This is a genomic window from Kribbella pratensis (assembly GCF_004366075.1).
GTDB lineage: Bacteria > Actinomycetota > Actinomycetes > Propionibacteriales > Kribbellaceae > Kribbella > Kribbella pratensis.
The window spans coordinates 230214-246345 of the sequence record NZ_SODU01000001.1 but is presented as its reverse complement, the minus strand read 5'-3'; the positions used below and the strand labels follow the sequence as shown (position 1 = coordinate 246345).

The 16132-nt window shown below is 69.0% G+C and carries 19 protein-coding genes and 1 riboswitch; of the genes, 4 read left to right on the top strand and 15 right to left on the bottom strand.

Annotated features, from left to right (window positions below; genetic code table 11):
- Positions 1–41 precede the first annotated feature (41 nt).
- The 12 genes from der to dop all read right to left on the bottom strand — a co-directional run bounded on the left by der (position 42) and on the right by dop (position 9924).
- Positions 42–1409: a ribosome biogenesis GTPase Der gene (gene der, locus EV137_RS01160; protein WP_133789133.1), complete on the bottom strand. Its 1368-nt coding sequence runs from the start codon at positions 1407–1409 to the stop codon at positions 42–44.
- Positions 1402–2061: a lysophospholipid acyltransferase family protein gene (locus tag EV137_RS01155; RefSeq protein ID WP_238175016.1), complete on the bottom strand. Its 660-nt coding sequence runs from the start codon at positions 2059–2061 to the stop codon at positions 1402–1404. Before EV137_RS01155 ends, der begins: the two co-directional genes overlap by 8 nt.
- Before the next feature lie 64 nt (positions 2062–2125).
- Positions 2126–2818, bottom strand: coding sequence for a (d)CMP kinase (gene cmk, locus EV137_RS01150; RefSeq protein ID WP_134004808.1), 693 nt, complete (start codon positions 2816–2818; stop codon positions 2126–2128).
- Positions 2819–2849: 31 nt separating this feature from the next.
- A complete protein-coding gene (locus EV137_RS01145; RefSeq protein WP_134004810.1) occupies positions 2850–3914 on the bottom strand; it encodes a prephenate dehydrogenase in 1065 nt (354 codons plus the stop codon).
- A gap of 7 nt (positions 3915–3921) precedes the next feature.
- Entirely contained in the window at positions 3922–4290 is a 369-nt protein-coding gene (aroH, locus tag EV137_RS01140) for a chorismate mutase (RefSeq protein WP_130385491.1), read from the bottom strand.
- Between the two features lie 30 nt (positions 4291–4320).
- Positions 4321–5181 (bottom strand): bifunctional 5,10-methylenetetrahydrofolate dehydrogenase/5,10-methenyltetrahydrofolate cyclohydrolase, encoded by an 861-nt coding sequence (locus tag EV137_RS01135; protein ID WP_134125882.1) that lies wholly within the window; start codon positions 5179–5181, stop codon positions 4321–4323.
- A gap of 20 nt (positions 5182–5201) precedes the next feature.
- Positions 5202–5286: riboswitch (ZMP/ZTP riboswitch) on the bottom strand.
- A gap of 45 nt (positions 5287–5331) precedes the next feature.
- A complete protein-coding gene (locus tag EV137_RS01130) occupies positions 5332–5751 on the bottom strand; it encodes a nitroreductase family deazaflavin-dependent oxidoreductase (protein ID WP_134004814.1) in 420 nt (139 codons plus the stop codon).
- Between the two features lie 27 nt (positions 5752–5778).
- Positions 5779–6393 carry an NUDIX hydrolase gene (locus tag EV137_RS01125; protein ID WP_134125881.1) on the bottom strand — a complete coding sequence of 205 codons (615 nt, stop codon included), beginning with the start codon at positions 6391–6393 and terminating at the stop codon, positions 5779–5781.
- Complete coding sequence (prcA, locus tag EV137_RS01120; protein WP_134125880.1) at positions 6390–7238, bottom strand: proteasome subunit alpha; 849 nt, start codon at positions 7236–7238, stop codon at positions 6390–6392. The genes EV137_RS01125 and prcA overlap by 4 nt, the downstream gene beginning before the upstream one ends.
- Before the next feature lie 49 nt (positions 7239–7287).
- Positions 7288–8130, bottom strand: coding sequence for a proteasome subunit beta (gene prcB, locus EV137_RS01115; RefSeq protein ID WP_130385486.1), 843 nt, complete (start codon positions 8128–8130; stop codon positions 7288–7290).
- 8 nt (positions 8131–8138) lie between these two features.
- A complete protein-coding gene (locus tag EV137_RS01110) occupies positions 8139–8348 on the bottom strand; it encodes a ubiquitin-like protein Pup (RefSeq protein WP_130448384.1) in 210 nt (69 codons plus the stop codon).
- 55 nt (positions 8349–8403) lie between these two features.
- The gene (gene dop / locus EV137_RS01105) at positions 8404–9924 is read right to left on the bottom strand and encodes a depupylase/deamidase Dop (RefSeq protein ID WP_134004820.1); all 1521 of its coding nucleotides are present in this window, start codon (positions 9922–9924) and stop codon (positions 8404–8406) included.
- Positions 9925–10006: 82 nt separating this feature from the next.
- Between dop and EV137_RS01100 the strand changes: the two genes are divergently transcribed.
- Genes EV137_RS01100 through EV137_RS01085 form a run of 4 tightly spaced genes read left to right on the top strand, consistent with a single transcriptional unit; the run spans position 10007 to position 12794 of the window.
- Complete coding sequence (locus tag EV137_RS01100; protein WP_238175308.1) at positions 10007–10492, top strand: NUDIX hydrolase; 486 nt, start codon at positions 10007–10009, stop codon at positions 10490–10492.
- On the top strand, positions 10489–11229 hold the full coding sequence (locus tag EV137_RS01095) for a phosphotransferase family protein (protein ID WP_134125879.1): 741 nt from the start codon (positions 10489–10491) through the stop codon (positions 11227–11229). Before EV137_RS01100 ends, EV137_RS01095 begins: the two co-directional genes overlap by 4 nt.
- Before the next feature lie 36 nt (positions 11230–11265).
- Positions 11266–11922 (top strand): RNA polymerase sigma factor, encoded by a 657-nt coding sequence (locus tag EV137_RS01090; protein ID WP_134125878.1) that lies wholly within the window; start codon positions 11266–11268, stop codon positions 11920–11922.
- A complete protein-coding gene (locus EV137_RS01085) occupies positions 11919–12794 on the top strand; it encodes a hypothetical protein (protein WP_134125876.1) in 876 nt (291 codons plus the stop codon). Before EV137_RS01090 ends, EV137_RS01085 begins: the two co-directional genes overlap by 4 nt.
- On the opposite strand, the gene EV137_RS01080 is transcribed toward EV137_RS01085, so the two are convergent.
- The 3 genes from EV137_RS01080 to EV137_RS01070 all read right to left on the bottom strand — a co-directional run bounded on the left by EV137_RS01080 (position 12791) and on the right by EV137_RS01070 (position 16083).
- Entirely contained in the window at positions 12791–13129 is a 339-nt protein-coding gene (locus EV137_RS01080; protein ID WP_134004830.1) for a hypothetical protein, read from the bottom strand. The genes EV137_RS01085 and EV137_RS01080 overlap by 4 nt on opposite strands.
- A gap of 145 nt (positions 13130–13274) precedes the next feature.
- Entirely contained in the window at positions 13275–15020 is a 1746-nt protein-coding gene (arc, locus tag EV137_RS01075) for a proteasome ATPase (protein ID WP_131296988.1), read from the bottom strand.
- 100 nt (positions 15021–15120) lie between these two features.
- Entirely contained in the window at positions 15121–16083 is a 963-nt protein-coding gene (locus tag EV137_RS01070) for a tRNA (adenine-N1)-methyltransferase (protein WP_134004832.1), read from the bottom strand.
- Positions 16084–16132 lie beyond the last annotated feature (49 nt).

Genomic DNA, 16132 nt, shown 5'->3' with positions numbered 1-16132 from the left:
AACCTTACCTCATCCGACCGGGTGGTTCGGACCGGGTTCGGTCAGCGTTTCTTGTTCTTCTGGCGGGCTCGGATCTGGACGTGGATCGGGCTGCCGACGAAGCCGAAGTCCTCGCGGAGGCGGCGTTCGATGAAGCGCTGGTACGACGCCTCGATCTGGCCGGAGGTGAAGATGGCGAAGGTCGGGGGCATCGTGGTGGCCTGGGTGCCGAAGAGGATCTTCGGCTGCTTGCCGGAGCGGACCGGGTGCGGATGGGCGGCGACCAGGCGGCCGAGGAAGGCGTTGAGCTGCCCGGTCGGGACGCGCGTCTGCCAGCCTTCCAGCGCGGCCTCGATGGCGGGCACCAGCCTGTCCATGTGCCAGCCGGTGAGCGCGCTGATGTTCACCCGCGGCGCCCAGCGGAACTGCACCAGGTCGCGGTCGATCTCGCGCTCCAGGTAGTAACGCCGCTCCTCGTCCATCAGGTCCCACTTGTTGTACGCGATCACCAGCGCCTTGCCGGCTTCCTCGACCGCGTTCATGATCCGCAGGTCCTGCTCGGTGAGCGACTCCGAGGCGTCGATCACGACCACCACGACCTCGGCCCGCTCGATCGCCGCATTGGTCCGCAGCGAGGCGTAGTACTCGTGCCCCTGGACGTTCTTCACCTTGCGCCGGATGCCCGCGGTGTCGATGAACCGCCACTCCTGACCGCCGAGCGTGATCAGCTCGTCGACCGGGTCCACCGTCGTACCGGCGACGTCGCTCACGACGACCCGGTCCTCCTTGGCGACCTTGTTGAGCAGCGAGGACTTGCCCACGTTCGGCTTGCCGACGATCGCGACCCGGCGCGGTCCGCCGACCTCACCGTCGCGCTCGGCCGGGGCCTCCGGAAGCGCCGCGAGTACGGCGTCCAGCAGGTCGCCCGTCCCGCGGCCGTGCATCCCGGACACCGGGTACGGCTCACCGATCCCGAGGCTCCACAGGTTCATCGCCTCGGACTCGATGCGCTGGTCGTCGACCTTGTTCGCGGCCAGTACGACGGGTTTGCCGGACTTCCGCAGCACCCGGACGACTGCCTCGTCCGCGTCGGTGATACCCACCACGGCGTCGACCACGAACAGCACCGCGTCGGCGGCGTTGATCGCGACCTCCGCCTGGGCGGCGACCAGGGCGGCCATGCCGACCGCGTCCGGGTCCCAGCCACCGGTGTCGACGACCGTGAACTCGCGGCCGGCCCAGTTGGCGTCGTACGAGACGCGGTCCCGGGTGACGCCCGGGGTGTCCTCGACGACCGCCTCGCGGCGGCCGATGATGCGGTTGACCAGCGTGGACTTGCCCACGTTCGGCCGCCCGACGATCGCGAGAACGGGCAGCGGCCCGGTGTCTTCGCGGTCATGCGTCGGTGCTTCGGTGGGCAGGTCAGTCATCAGGGTCCTTCTGGTCTCGCCAGCCCGGAAGCGGGTGGCCGGTTTCGTCGACGGCCGCCTTCACATGGGCGCGCAACACGTCGCCGATCTGGCCGGCGACCGCCTGTACGTCGGGTTGTCTCCTGGGAAAGGGTACGCGCTCGACGGCGAAAGGCTCGCCGTACACCACGTCGATCCGGCTCCCGGCCGGCGGAAAGCCCTCCACGTCACCCCCTGGGAGCCGCGTCCCGATCAGCGCGACGGGCAGGATCGGGGCCCCGGTCACCATCGCCAGGTACGCCACGCCGGTCCGGATCCGGCTGAAGTCGCCCGGGCCGCGGGTGCCCTCCGGGTAGATGTTCAGCACCCGGCCGTCCCGCAGTACCTTGATGGACTGCCGGACCGCGAGTACGTCGTACGTCGACCGGTCGACCGGGATCTGGCCGATCCGGCGCAGGATCGCCCCCTGGAGGCCGCCGAAAGCCTCGATCTTGCCGAGCTGGTGCAGCATCCGCGGGGCGATCGCACCGAGCAGCGGCCCGTCGAGCAGGCTCAGGTGGTTCGGCGCCATCAGCAGCGGACCGGTCAGCGGGAACCGGTCCTCGTGATGCACGGTCAGCTTGTACTTGCGGCGGAAGTAGGGCCTGGCGATCCTCCGCAACGGGAGCGCCATCCGGTACGGCAGTGCAGGCAGATCGTCGGTCCGGGCAGGTCCTTGTGCCCGGTGACTTCAGCCCTCATCGCTCCCGGCCTTGAGGGACGGTCTCCTTGGCGAGTCTGCTGATCACGTCGATGACCTCCTCGAGGCTCAGATGGGTGGAGTCGACGGTCACCGCACCGTCGGAGGCGACCAGGAATTGCGAAACGGTGGCGTCGTCGGCGTCGCGGCGGACGATCTGGTCCCGCAGTTGCTCGGCGGTCACCGAACCGGACTCGAGCTCGGCGCCGCGGCGGGACATCCGCGCGTCCTGGTCGGCGGTCAGGTGGACCTTCAGCTCGGCGTCGGTGGCGACCACGGTGGCGATGTCGCGGCCCTCGACCACGATCCCGCCGCCCGACTGCGGAGAATTCTGGGCGTCGTCGATGATCTCCCGCTGGCGCCGGATCAGCTCCTTGCGGACGTCGAGGTTGGTGGCGATCTTCGACACCACCGCGCTGATCCGCGGCTCCCGGATCGCGGCCGTGACGTCGGTCCCGTCGGCGATCACGAACTGGTGGCCGGGGTCGGTGCTGACCTCCAGCTCGAGCTCCCGCGCACGCTGCGCGACCGCCGCCGTGTCGTCCAGGTCCAGTCCGCGATCGACGGCCGACCAGGTCACCGCACGGTACGTCGCACCGGTGTCCAGGTACCGCAGACCGAGGCGGGTGGCCACTCCACGCGCGGTGCTCGACTTACCGGAGCCGCTCGGCCCGTCAACAGCGATGATCATGCCCCGAAGGTTACCTTCGGCCGGGGACAACCTACCGGTGGACTACCCACCCGCGGTCGGTCAGGACCTCGACCAACTGGTCGACCGATCCCGGTTTGACGGCGAGCTCGACCTCACCGACGGGGCGACCCGGGCTGTGGTCGATGCGCAGGTCCTCGACGTTCGCGCCGGATTCGGCCGCGTCGGCGAACAGCCGGGCCAGTTGGCCGGGGCGGTCCGGGATCGTGACGAGGACCGTGACCAGGTCGATGTGCGGCGTACCGTGCTTGCCCGGGACGCGGACCGCGCCGGACACGCCCTGGCCGAGGATCGCGGTCAGTTCGTCGGCCGCCTCTTCCTTGCCGAGGGCAACGAGCAGCCGGTCGAGCTCGCCGCGGATCTGCTCCAGCAGGCCGGTGAGCGCGGTCGAGTTCGCGGACACGATCTGGGTCCACAACCGCGGGTCGCCCGCCGCGATCCGGGTCACGTCGCGGACACCCTGACCGGACAGTTCGAGATGGGAGGACGGCGCGTCCGCCAGCGTGCCCGCGGCGAGCGCCGACATCAGGTGCGGGAGGTGCGAGACCCGGGCGACGCCGAGGTCGTGGTCCTCGACCGACAGCTCCACCGTCCGGGCACCACAGGCCTCGGCGAGCCGGCGTACGAGATCGATCGCTTCCGGAGCGCTCGTCGCGTGCGGGGTGATCGCCCAGGTGGCGCCGTCGAACAGGTCGGCGCGTGCGGCCAGCGGGCCGTTGCGCTCGGAGCCTGCCATCGGGTGACTACCGACGTACCGGCTGACGTCACCGGTCAGCCGGCGCGCATCGGTCAGCGGCTTGGACTTCACACTGGCCGCGTCCGTGACGATGGCCTGAGTCGCCTCCAGTTGCTCGGCGACGACGGCGCCGACGTGGTCCGGCGGTACGGCGACCACGACCAGCTGCGGCTCGATCTCGACCAGCCGCGAGCCGGCGCCGATCCGCTCGGCCATCAGCGCGTTGTCCGGGTTCCCGTCGACGAGCTCCACGACCACACCGAGCCGCGCCAGCGCGAGACCGATCGACGTACCGATCAATCCGGTGCCGACAATGCGAACCGGCCCGCGCAACTCACTCACTGTGCCCTCACTGGGCGCCGGTCAGGTCCGGGCGGAGCGCGACTGCTCCGTGCAGGTAGACGTGCTGGATCTTGTCCCGGGACCGCGGCGTCTCGGTGTGCACCATCAGCCGCACCACCCGCGGCAGCGCATGCGGCACCGGGATCTCCTGCATGCACATCAGCGGTACGTCGGTCAGCCCGATCTGCCGGCCCGCGACGGCGGGAAACTCCGAACGCAGGTCCGACGTGACGGTGAACAGGATGCTGATCAGGTCCTCGTTCTCCAGATCGTTCGCCTCCAGGACCGCCTTCACCAGCTCCGCGGACCGCTCGAGCAGGTGCTCGCGCTCGTCCACGTCCAGCTGGGTGGCACCCCGGATCGCCCGTACCGCCACGTCCGCCTCCTTAGATCTTGTCCCCCAACCCTAGGCCAGAGTAGTCAAAGAGTGGACAGCCGTCTCAGCGGCGTCGACCGTCTGCTCCAGCAGCAGCGCGATCGTCATCGGCCCGACCCCGCCCGGTACCGGCGTGATCAGCCGGGCCACCTCGGCCGCCTCCGCGAAGTGCACGTCGCCGACGTTGCCCTCGTTGTACCCGGCGTCGACCACGACCGCGCCCGGCTTCAGCCAGTCGCCGCGGACGAAGTTCGCCTTGCCGACCGCGGCGATCACCACATCCGCGGTCCGGACCAGCTCGGGCAGGTCCCGGGTCCGGGAGTGCGCGTACGTGACGGTGGCGTTCGATGCCAGCAGCAACATGCCGGCCGGCTTACCGAGGATCGGGCTGCGGCCGATCACCACGGCGTGCGCCCCTTCGAGCGGTACGTCGTACGCCGCCAGCAGCCGCATGATCCCGCCGGGGGTGGCCGAGCGGAAACCCGGATCCCCGAACGCCATCGCCGCGAACGACCGCATCGTCACGCCGTCGACGTCCTTCGCCGGGTCGATCGCCTCGAACGCGGCCCGCTCGTCGATCTGCGCCGGCACGGGGTGCTGCAGCAGGATCCCGTGCACGGCCGGGTCCTCGGAGAGCTTGGTGATCTCCGCGACCAGCTCCGCGGTGGAAGTCTCGGCCGGCAGTACGACGCTCAGCGACGCGATCCCGGCCTTCTTTGAGCGGTTCTGCTTCATCCGCACGTACGTCGCCGACGCCGGGTCGTCACCGACCAGCACGGTCGCCAGACACGGCTGCACGCCGTACCTCTCCTGCAGGACCCGTGCTCGTTCGGCCGCCTTGGCGACCATGTCGGCGGCGAGGTCGGTCCCGATCATCAGTTCTGCGCTCATCGGCGCACTCCTCTGCGTCAGAAGTGTGCCCAGGCGCGCGGCGAAGCCGGATGGCAGACCGTTCCCCGGTGGTCGTCCACCTCAGCGCCAGTCGCGGTCCGCTGTCAGGATACCGGCCCGCTCGCCGCGCCGATCAGCTCGCCTGGATTCCTACGCGCGCTTGAGCTCGAGCACGGGGATGGTGCGAATGCCGGCCGTACTGCGCTCGTAGTCGGCGAAGCCGGGATACCGCCGGGCCTGCTCGGCGTAGATCCGGTCGCGCTCGGCGCCGGTCACTTCCTTGACGATCACCTCGTACGTCTCGGTCCCACGCTCGATCGTGGCCTTGCCGGCTGCCGTGAGGTTGCGGTACCAATCGGGGTTGGTGGGGGCGCCGCCTTTGCTCGCGAAGACGTAGATCAGGTCCGGGTGGCTGTCGTCGGCGAGGTACATCGTCGGAGCGACGTACTCCTGCCCGCTCCGACGGCCGTAGTGGTGCAGCAGGACCATCGGTGCGCCCTCGAACTGCCCACCGACTTTGCCCTCGTTGTCCCGGAACTCGGTGATGATGTTGGCGTTCCAGTCGCTCATATCGATTCCTCCACAGATTGCTGGTTGCTAGAGCAAACCTGCGTGGTCCAACGCGAGATAGGCGGCGTCGATTCCCGTCATCGCACCGGGTGTGCGCAACTCCGCACGGAACGCGTCCAGGGACAGCTCGACCGGGATACAGTCCTCGGTCTCGTCCAGTTGCTGTTTCCCGTCGGGGCGGCAGCCGCGGGCAATCGCGACGTACTTGCGGTACGTCGACGAGGCCGCCGACCACTGCCAGCCGACGACTTCGAGCGACTCGCAGACGTAGCCGGTCTCCTCCTCGAGCTCCCGGACACCTGCCACCGCGGGGTCTTCGCCGGGCTCGACGTACCCACCTGGCAGATTCGTGACGACGCGGTCCGGTCCGGCCCGGAACATCCGCACCGTGACGATCCGGCCCTCAGGCGTCAACGGCAGCACGGTCACGCCGGACGTGATCCCGGCGTCGGACTTCGGGCCGAGCACGTCCCAGTCGACCTCGCGCCCGTCGGGCATCCGGTACCGGCGCAGGTTCACGCTCAGGAACCGGTGGAACCCCGTCTCCTCCCCCAGCAGCTCCCAAGGTGCCGGGTCGGCCGGACGAGACAGCTCAGCCGCCACCTTGTCGGTAGCGGCTGAGTTCTCGATCTGGTCCGTCACAGCGGACGGTCGTCGTCCGAGTCTTCCGGCGGCGCTACCGGTGCGTCGTCCGCCGGCGGTGCGACTGGAGTGTCACCCGTGGACGACTCACTGGAGTCACTCGCGTCCGAACCCGAGCCCGACTCCGATTTCGCGTCCACCGCCGGGCTGGACTCGCTCAGGATGCCGGCCAACGACTCCTCGGAGATGCGCTTGAACTTGCGCATCTGGGTCCGGGTCCGGTCCAGGACGGCGACCTCGAGCTGGTCCGGGGTGAGCTCCCGGACCTCGGTGCTGTCGTGGCCGAGCGCGTCCACTGCCAGCCGGACCGCGCCGGCCAGCGAGATGCCGTCGGAGTAGTGCTCGCCGATGTATTCCGCGACCGTCTCCGCGGCGCCGCCCATCACGGCGTACCCGCGGACGTCCGCGATCGAGCCGTCGTAGGTGAGCCGGTAGATCTGGTCGTCGGCCGGGCCGGCGCCGATCTCGGCGACCAGGATCTCCACCTCGAGCGGCTTCTCGCCGCCGGAGGAGAAGATCGCGCCGAGGGTCTGCGCATACGCGTTGGCCAGCGCCCGGCCGGTGACGTCGCGCCGGTCGTAGGAGTACCCGCGCATGTCGGCGAGCCGGACTCCGGCGATCCGCAGGTTCTCGAACTCGTTGTACCGGCCGACGGCGGCGAACGCCATCCGGTCGTAGATCTCGGCCACCTTGTGCAGGGCGGGCGAGCGGTTCTCCGCCACGAACAGGATGCCGTCGGCGTACTGCAGCGCGATCGCGCTGCGGCCCTTGGCGATGCCCTTCCGGGCGAAGTCGGCCCGGTCCCGCATCAGCTGCTCGGGCGAGACGTAGAACGGAACGCTCATCGAAGGTGTCGTCCTCTAATCAGTCGATCGGGCATGATCATCGAGATGGTCAGGTCAGGGACGCCGCGGCCGGGCCGTCGGGACGCTCGTGGCGCTGGGCCCAGGCGGCGTCGACCAGCGCCGCCACCTCGTCCTCCGGCAGCCGCCGGTAGCCGTCGACGGTGACCACGCCGATCACCGGGAAGATCCGGCGCAGCATGTCCGGGCCACCGGTCGCCGAGTCGTCGTCGGCCGCGTCGATCAGCGACTGGATCGCCACCGTCGCGCAGTCGGTCTCGGACAGGTCCTCGCGGTACAGCTTCTTCAGCGCGCCGCGGGCGAACAGCGAGCCCGAACCGACGCTGTAGAAGTGGGTCTCCTCGTACCGCCCGCCGGTCGGGTCGTAGGAGAAGATCCGGCCGCCCTTGATGTCCGGGTCGTAGCCCGCGAACAGCGGCACCACGGTAAGACCCTGCATGGCCATCGGCAGGTTGCCGCGGATCAGCGCACTGAGCCGGTTGGCCTTGCCGTCGAGACTGAGGGTGGCGCCCTCGAGCTTCTCGTAGTGCTCCAGCTCGACCTGGAACAACCGGACCATCTCGATCCCGAAGCCGGCCGAGCCGGCGAACGCGACCGCCGAGTACTCGTCGGCGGGGAACACCTTCTCGATGTCACGCTGGGCGATGATGTTGCCCATCGTGGCCCGCCGGTCGCCGGCCATGATCACGCCACCCGGGAAGGTGGCGGCCACGATCGTCGTACCGTGCGGGACTTCGCTGGACAGGTCACCCTGCCCCAGGGACCGTCGTCCGGGCAGCAGGTCGGGCGCATGCCCGGCCAGGAAGTCCATGAACGACGAGCCGCCTGGGGTCAGGAAGGCTTCCGGCAGCCGGCCGGAGGCATCAGATGTCATCGAGCGGTTCACTCCCCACCCTTTTGCACGAATCCGCGGACGAACTCCTCGGCGTTCTCCTCGAGGACCTCGTCGATCTCGTCCAGGATCGAGTCGACGTCCTCGTCGAGCCGCTCTTTCCGCTCCTGGACGTCCTCCGACGCCTCGACCTGCTCGACCTCTTCCTCGGTCGACGAACGCTTCGGCTGCTTGTGCTGCTGACCGCCGTCCTTCGCCATGGCACACCTCCTAGAACCGCTGGGAGGGCCGCCCAACCGACCCTCACTAGCGACCCTACCCGGCGGCACCCCCAGTAATGGTGCGAACCAGGTCACTTGCGGTGTCGCATTGGTCAAGAAGTGCCCCGACATGCGCTTTCGTGCCCCGCAGCGGGTCCAGGGTCGGGATCCGCTGGAGCGACTCCTTGCCGGGCAGATCGAAGATCACCGAGTCCCAGGAGGCGGCCGCGACCTGCGGCGCGTACTGCTGCATGCAGCGGCCGCGGAAATACGCCCGGGTGTCGGTCGGCGGGTGCGCGACGGCCATCCGGATCTCCTCGTCGGAGACGATCCGCTGCATCCGGCCGGATTTCACCAACTTGTAATACAGGCCCTTGTCCGGGCGCAGGTCGGCGTACTGCAGGTCGATCAGGTGCAGCTTCGAGTCGTCCCACTCGAGGGCGTCGCGGTCGCGGTACGACTGGAGCAGTTTGTACTTCGCGACCCAGTCGAGCTGGTCGGACAGCTTCATCGGGTCGGTGGCGAGCTGGTCGAGCACCTGCTCCCAGCGGTGCAGCACGTCCTTGGTCTGCCGGTCCGCGTCGTCGCCGTACTTGTCCTCGACGTACTTGCGGGCCTGCTCCAGGTACTCCGTCTGCAGCTGGACGGCGGTGATCTTGCGGCCGTCCTTGAGCGTCAGCAGGTGCGTGCAGGACGGGTCGTGGCTGACCTCGTGCAGCGCGGTCACCGGCCGGTCGACGCTGAGGTCGTCGGTCAGCCAGCCGTCCTCGATCATCGCCAGCACCAGCGACGTCGTCCCGACCTTCAGGTACGTCGAGATCTCGGACAGGTTCGCGTCGCCGATGATCACGTGCAGCCGGCGGTAGCGGTCCGGGTTCGCGTGCGGTTCGTCGCGGGTGTTGATGATCGGCCGCTTCAGCGTCGTCTCCAGGCCGACCTCGACCTCGAAGTAGTCGGCCCGCTGGCTGATCTGGAAGCCGTGCGCCGCGCCGTCCTGGCCGATCCCGACCCGGCCGGCGCCGGTCACCACCTGACGGCTCACGAAGAACGGCGTCAGGTGCCGCACGATCGACGCGAACGGCGTCGACCGCCGCATCAGGTAGTTCTCGTGCGAACCGTACGACGCGCCCTTGTTGTCGGTGTTGTTCTTGTAGAGGTTCAGCTGCGGCGCCCCGGGAATCAGCCGGGCCTGCCGCGCCCCCTCCATGATCACCAGCTCGCCGGCCTTGTCCCACACCACCGCGTCCCGCGGGTTCGTCGTCTCGGGCGCGGAGTACTCCGGGTGGGCGTGGTCGACGTACAGCCGGGCGCCGTTGGTGAGGATCACGTTCGCCAGGCCGGTCTCCTCGTCGGTGAGCTGGCTGGAGTCGGCCACCTCCCGGCTGAGGTCGAATCCTCGCGCGTCCCGCAGCGGGTGCTCCTCGTCGAAGTCCCACCGGGTCTTGCGCGCGAGCGGCTGCGTCTGCGCGTACCCGTTCACCACCTGGCTCGAGGTCAGCATCGGGTTCGCCCCGGGCTGCCCCGGCACCGAGATCCCGAACTCGGTCTCGGTACCCATGATCCGCCGAACACTCATGCAGCCGAGCCTACGCGGTACCAGCGACTAAAGGGGTTGCTGTATCCACAGGGTTATCTGTGAGACTGCGCGGGTGGACGAGATGGTGGCGATTCTGGACGAGGCCAACCAGGTCACCGGGGCGGTGCCACGGTCTGTGATGCGGCGCGACAACCTGCGTCACTCCGCGACGGGTGTCGTCGTCCTGAATTCCGCCGGTGAGATCTACGTGCATCGGCGGACGCCGACGAAGGACGTCTATCCGGGACGGTACGACTTCGCTGCGGGTGGGGTCGTCGCGGCCGGTGAGGACCCGTTCCATGCCGTCGTACGGGAACTGGACGAGGAGCTCGGGATCTCCGGCGTGGAGCTGACGCGGTTACCGGAGGACGACTACGCCGACGAGAACACGCGGTACCACGCGTACCTGTACACGTGTGTCTGGGACGGCCCGGTGCGGCATCAGCCGGAAGAGGTCGCCTGGGGCGCGTGGATGTCGCCGGCCGAGCTCGTGGCCAAGTTCGACGAGTGGTCGTTCATGCCGGACACGCTGGCGTTGCTCGGGCCGTACGTCCGGAGCTTGGTATGACAATCATCGAGGGGTGGGACAGCCACGCCTGGATCGACGGGCCGTGGATCCACCGGGCACCGCGTCGCCCGGAGGTGCGCCCGCGGCTGCTCGCCGAGGCCACCCTCCTCCCCTGGCTCGCGCCACAGCTCCCGCTGCCGGTCCCAGTACCTGAGCTGACAAGCGACGGCGTACGCCACCTGCTGCTCCCCGGCGAACCGTTCACCGACGGCAGCGTCGAGACTGGCCGGGCACTGGGCGGCTTCCTGAAGGCGTTACATGCGGTCGACACCACAGAAGCCGTGGCGTACGGCGCATTGGACGCAGCGACCGCTACAGCCGAGAAGACCGCCTTTCTGGGCGAGTGCCGCGACCAGATCGTGCCGTTGCTCCCGGCAGAGGTCCGGACCACAGCGGTCGAGCTGCTGGACCGCGTCGCGAACGTCCGAACCGCCTTGGTGCACTGCGACTTCGGTCCCGACCACATCCTGATGACCGACGGACAGATCACCGGAGTCATCGACTGGACCGACGCCGTCATCGGCGACCCCGCCCTCGACCTCTGCTGGCCCCTCAACGGCGCACCGGCCCCGGTCGCCGCCGGCCTCGCCGAGGTGTACCGACCCACCCCTGACCAGGTCGAACGCGCCCACGACTGGGCCCGTCTATCCCCCTGGTACGGCACCCACCGCGGCCTGCTCCTGGGCCTTCCCGACGACGTCGCGACCGGACTGGCAGAGATCGCCGCCGTGCTGTGATGCAACCCCTTGGCAGGCGAGCGGTCACTAGCTCATGTGAAGATCATCCTGACTGACGACAGGGACCCGTCGACGGGATCCGCAGCCGCCGGTTCAGCGAGCGACCCGCCGCCCGTCGACGGCTCCGACGAGGAGCTCTGGGAGCAGTTGCGCGCTGGGGACCATTTCGCGCTCGGCGAGCTCTTCGACCGGTACGCCGACGACGTACGGGCGTTCGCGTTCCGGCGGACCGCATCCTGGAGCACCGCCGACGACGTGGTCCAGGCAACGTTCCTGAGCACCTGGCGGCGGTTCGAGCGCAATCCGCCGGGGCCGCTGACCGGATCGAGCGCTCGCGGCTGGCTGCTCGTCGTGGCCGGCAACGAGTGCCGGACGCTGGCCCGGACGGCGGCCCGCTTGCGGAACCTTGTCGATCGCCTGCCCGAGCCGTCACCTGACGACGACCATGCCCCCGATGTCGCCCGCCGGCTGGACGACGAGCTCCGGATGTCGGCGATCCGTCGCGCCGTGGCCAAGCTCCCCCGGCACGAGCGCGAGACCCTCGAGCTCGTCGTCTGGTCCGGACTCACCACTGCCGAGGCCGCGGACGCGCTCGGCGTACCGGTCGGAACCGTCAAGGCCCGGCTGCACCGCACACGTCGCCGTTTCCCCGACCTGCTGACCCGGGTCGACCTCACCGAGGAGCTGTCATGAACACCGAACTCGAACCGCCGCGCGTTCCACCGCTGAGCGCCGCCGAGCGCTCCCGGATGCGTAACCAGCTGATGGAGCGTACCCGGCCCGCCACCGGCCGCCAGGCCCGGCGCTGGATCGCCCCGATGGTCGGCGTCGGAGCCGTCGCGGCCGTGGTCGCCGGCACGTTGGTCGTTACCCAGAAGTCGCCCGACGAACCCGCCGCGGCCGGTACATCGGCACCGCTCACCTCGCCCGAGGCCAGGGTCGGGGTCGACCTCGGCGCGGTGCCGCGGGGCGACGTGGCCAAGATCGTCGCCGATTGCCAGTTCCCGGATGAAGCGGGTCCCGCTCAGCTTGTCTGGAGCCGTCACGTCCGCGGCATCACCACGGACAGCAGCGCGCTGGTGGCACTGGCACTGAACACGAAGCGCGCCACGGCGCAGCCCACTGTGACCCGCGGCGGTCGCAAGCCCGGGCCCGGAGGAGCACCATCCATCGCCAAGCTCGGGTACCGGTTCTGCATGACGCGCATGCCACCGAGCGCCAAGCTCGGCGCGGTCGCATCCGTCGCACGGGTCGAGGACAAGGCCTGGCGGACCGAGCCGACGGCGCAGCGCGGTCTGGTGACGCTCGGCAGCACCGACGGCGACATCACGAACGACCTGACCACGCTGCAGGCGTGGCGGCTCTACCGGGCCCATCCGGATGTCGCCAAGGTCGAGGCCCGGTACGTGCTCGACGGGAAGACCGGCCCGTGGACGAGCGGCGTCGTCGACGGCGGCTTCGCCTACCTCGAGGTCCAGGCGAACGGAAAGTTCACGCTCGGCCAGCGACTCGAGACCGAGGTCCGCGCCTTCGACGCCCAGGGCCGGCCGGTGCCTGTCGGTTAGCGGCGGCGGGCCATCGTCCGGGCGAAGTTGATCGCGACCAGGCCCGCCCAGCAGATGACGACGCCGAAGGGGCCGATCATGCCGGCTGCGATCGCGGTGATCGGGATCGCGGCGACGATCGAGACGATCGCCAGCGCCAGCCCGCCCGGGTCGGTCTCGCGGCTCGGGTGCCGCCGAGGCGCAGGCTCCGGCAGCAGCCCGGCGCTACGGTGCCGGTCACGCGCGTCGAGCTTCTCCAGGAAGCCGTCGATGATCTCGGCCTCGTACTCCGGTCCCAGCTCCTGGCGTGCCGCCACCGCAGCACGCAGGTCCTTCCGCACCTCGTCCGTCGCCATAGCAGCACGCTAGGCCCGCAAAACCGCGGTACCAATCGGGGAAACCCCCCGATCTCACCGGGTGTTAGACCTACCCCCAGGAGACCCAGGAGAAGCGGAACCGCCCCCGGACGCTCGGTCCGGGGGCGGTTCGCGGTACGGCGTGTTACAGGTACTGACCGGTGTTGGTCGCGGTGTCGATCGACCGGCCGGGCTCGGTGCCCTGCTTGCCGGAGATGAGCGTCCGGATGTAGACGATCCGCTCGCCCTTCTTGCCGGAGATCCGGGCCCAGTCGTCCGGGTTCGTGGTGTTCGGCAGGTCCTCGTTCTCCTTGAACTCGTCCACGCAGGCCTGCAGCAGGTGCTGCACCCGCAGACCCTTCTGGTTCTCGTCCAGGAACGCCTTGATCGCCATCTTCTTCGCCCGGTCGACGATGTTCTGGATCATCGCGCCCGAGTTGAAGTCCTTGAAGTACAGGACCTCCTTGTCACCGTTGGCGTAGGTGACCTCGAGGAAGCGGTTCTCGTCGGCCTCTGTGTACATCCGCTCGACCGTGCGCTGGATCATCCCGTCCACGCAGCCCTGCCGGTCCCCGCCGAACTCGCCCAGATCGTCGACGTGCAGCGGCAGGTTCGCGGTCAGGTACTTCGAGAAGATGTCCCGCGCCGCCTCCGCGTCGGGGCGCTCGATCTTGATCTTCACGTCCAGCCGGCCGGGCCGCAGGATCGCCGGGTCGATCATGTCCTCGCGGTTGGAGGCACCGATGACGAGGACGTTCTCCAGCCCCTCGACACCGTCGATCTCGCTCAGCAACTGCGGGACGATGGTGTTCTCGACATCCGACGACACACCGGATCCGCGGGTGCGGAACAGCGAGTCCATCTCGTCGAAGAACACGATCACCGGCATGCCCTCGGAAGCCTTCTCCCGGGCCCGCTGGAAGACCAGGCGGATGTGACGCTCGGTCTCGCCGACGTACTTGTTCAGCAGCTCGGGGCCCTTGATGTTCAGGAAGAACGACTTCTGGCCCTCGGTCCCGGTCCGCTCGGCGACCTTCTTGGCCAGCGAGTTCGCGACCGCCTTCGCGATCAGCGTCTTGCCACACCCCGGCGGGCCGTAGAGCAGCACGCCCTTCGGCGGCTTGAGCTCGTGTTCCAGGAACAGGTCCTTGTGCAGGTACGGCAGCTCGACCGCGTCCCGGATCTGCTCGATCTGGCCGGACAGGCCGCCGATCTGGGTGTAGTCGATGTCCGGAACCTCTTCGAGGATCAGCTCCTCGACCTCGGACTTCGGGATCTTCTCGTACACGTATCCGGAGCGGGCCTCGAGCAACAGCGAGTCACCGGCACGCAGGGGTACGTCGAGCAGCGGCGACGCCAGTCGCACCACGCGCTCCTCGTCGGCCTGTGCGATCACCAGTGCCCGCTCGCCGTCGGCGAGCAGCTCCTTGAGCATCACCACGTCGCCGACGACCTCGAAGTCACAGGCCTCGACCACGTTAAGTGCTTCGTTCAGCATCAGTTCCTGGCCGAGCTTGAGCGCGTCCAGGTCCACCGACGGGCTCGCCGCGACCCGGAGTTTCCGGCCCCCGGTGAACACGTCGAGCGTGTCGTCTTCGTTCCGTCCGAGGAAGGTGCCGAAACCGGACGGCGGTTGCGCCAGCCGGTCGACCTCCTCCTTCAGGGCGATGATCTTCTCTCGCGCCTCCCGCAGCGTGTCCGCCAGCCGCTCGTTCTGAGCGGTGACACTCGCCAAGGAGGCCTGGGTTTCGGACAGTCTGCTCTCGAGCGACCGGCTGTCCGCCGGGTGCTCGAGCAGCCGACGTCGCAACGCCGCGACCTCGGCTTCCAGGTACCGGACCTGGTTACGCAGTTCTGCCGCGGTAGGACTCTCGTCTCCAGCCACGATCATCACCTCACCATGTGGGGCTCGACCCTATGGACCTTACCCAGAAAACCTCGCCGGGCAAGCTGAATCCCATCACGTGTCGGTTGCGGATGGAGTCCGTTGCCTACGGCATGTCGCCGGAAGTTTCCGCGGATGCTTCGGACGACGGCGCACCGGCTGCCTCAGGGCGGCGCGGTCCGGCGTAGTCGTCGCCGTACGCGCCCGGTGCCGGACGGCGCTTCTTACGGGGTGCCTGCACCCCGTGCGCCATCCTCCGGGCGGTGACCAGGAAGGCCGTGTGTCCTTGCATCCGGTGGCCCGGACGGACGGCGAGACCCTCTACATGCCAGTCTCGCACGAGTGACTCCCACGCGCGCGGCTCGGTGAACTCGCCGTGTGCCCTCAGCGTCTCCACAACGCGGCTCAGCTGCGTTGTGGTGGCCACATAGGCACAGAACACCCCGCCGGGTGAAAGTGCCTCAGCGACCACGTCAACGCACTCCCACGGCGCGAGCATGTCGAGGACGACGCGGTCGACGTCCTGCTCGTTCAGCTTCTCGACCAGGTCGCCGACCTCGAGCCGCCAGGCGGGGTGCTCGCCGCCGAAGAAACCGGTCACATTCTTCCGCGCGACCTCGGCGAAGTCCTCGCGGCGCTCGAACGAGATCACCTGACCGTGGATGCCGACCGCCCGCAGCAGCGCGGTGGTCAGCGCACCGGAACCGGCGCCCGCCTCGACCACCTTCGCGCCGGGGAAGATGTCGGCCATCGTGACGATCTGCGCGGTGTCCTTCGGGTAGATCACGGCGGCGCCGCGCGGCATCGAGACCGAGTAGTCGGCCATCAGCGGCCGCAGCGCGAGGTACTCGACGTTGCCCTTGGACCTGATCACCACGGCGTCCGGGCCGTCGATCAGCTGGTCGTGCTCGATCCCGCCCTTGGTGGTGTGGAAGGTCTTCCCGCGCTCCAGCTTGACCGAGTGCCGGCGGCCCTTGGAGTCCTGCAGGGTGATCCACTCGCCCTCCTGCAGCGGTCCGTGATGGACGCCGGAGTACGCCTGGTCGGGAAAGTCGCGCAAGTCAGCCATAAGGCGCTCACCTTAACTTTCGGTCACCGGAACCGAAGAATCAGCGGCT